1 protein-coding gene is annotated in these 1,232 nt (G+C 43.4%); it reads left to right on the forward strand.

Annotated elements, in window-relative coordinates:
- On the forward strand, positions 1–1,172 hold a 1,172-nt coding region (locus J3U23_RS12045; protein ID WP_267339344.1), incomplete at its 5' end, for a hypothetical protein.
- Between the last annotated feature and the right edge of the window lie 60 nt (positions 1,173–1,232).

The raw sequence follows: 1,232 nt of genomic DNA on the forward strand, positions 1-1,232 counted from the left end.
CACCTTCAACTAATACTTCATCATCTACAACCCCAATCTCCTTGCCCGTTGAGGGTCAGAGTTTTGCTGATATTCGTATGTTCGTTCCTACTGATACTAATTCAGTCGCTTTGAGTACACTTATCGGTCCTCCTAATAATTATTGGGGTGATGATGATGGTGATTCTGGCGTTAGTGCTACAGGTCGTTTAAGTTTATCTATCGTCGATAAAAGCGGTCAAACGGTATCACGTAGTACCGTTCCAACAATTTGTAAGGCACCTTATAAGGTTACGTTATCCAGTTCTGACGGTACATTATCTACTCGTTATGGTTTTCCTAATCGTAGTACTTTCAATGCAAGTAATGTGACTTATTACGTCAATCCTAAGGCTTCGCCTGTGGTTTGTTTTGCCAGACCTGATTTGACTTACGCTTCAGGTCAATATGCTGGCCCTGCTTCAATGTGGGACCCTGCTAATGGTTTTATCCCTCAGTCAACTGAGCCATCACTTTACGGTAGAAACTTTCCTACAACTGGTGCTAATGGATTGTACTTTGATTTACTCATTAGTGGTGTTAGTCGGCCATTGTATTGGTCTCCTGTTTCTCATGGAGGTATCACTGCTACTATGTCTAATTCTACTGCTACAAGCGTACGCGTTACTTTAACGGGTCCTTACGCTACCACATCCCAGATTAGTTCAGCCAATCCTGGTCCTCTTTCCACTATTTCTTTGCCTCAGACTTTCGAGTTGGTCGGTCGTGATACTAATGGTACTCCTGTTGTTAAATATGGTTTTACTTTGAAGCAGTGGTTCGTCAACCGTAGTTCTAAGCTGGACACTTATCCTAATACATTATCTTGGTGTAATAGTCTTGGTTATCGAGTGCCTAAGGTAAAGGATTTAACCAATGCATCTTGTCGTGGTGAATATTCAGGTTCTAACTGTCGTGGTTCAGTCGGCGCCACTCCTTCTTCTCCTAATAATGTGTACATGCGTCATATAGGTTCAGGTTTTTTCACTGAGTGGGGCTATATGGCTGATTACTCTGGCGTTGGCTTCACCAACTATTGGTACTGGACTAGTGACCCAGGTGGTAGTTACCAGTTTTTCGTGAGCACAGACGGCGGTCACGTGGATTGGACCTACACCTACAGCGACGACTACGGACTTTGCTCCCATCCTTAGTTTTTATTTCTTCGTCCTTAATCCTTAGGGCGGGGGCGGGGGTGATAAAAAATAGTATTA

It is taken from the genome of Gilliamella sp. B3367, from assembly GCF_026536825.1.
In the GTDB taxonomy this organism is placed as follows: Bacteria; Pseudomonadota; Gammaproteobacteria; order Enterobacterales; family Orbaceae; genus Gilliamella; species Gilliamella apicola_E.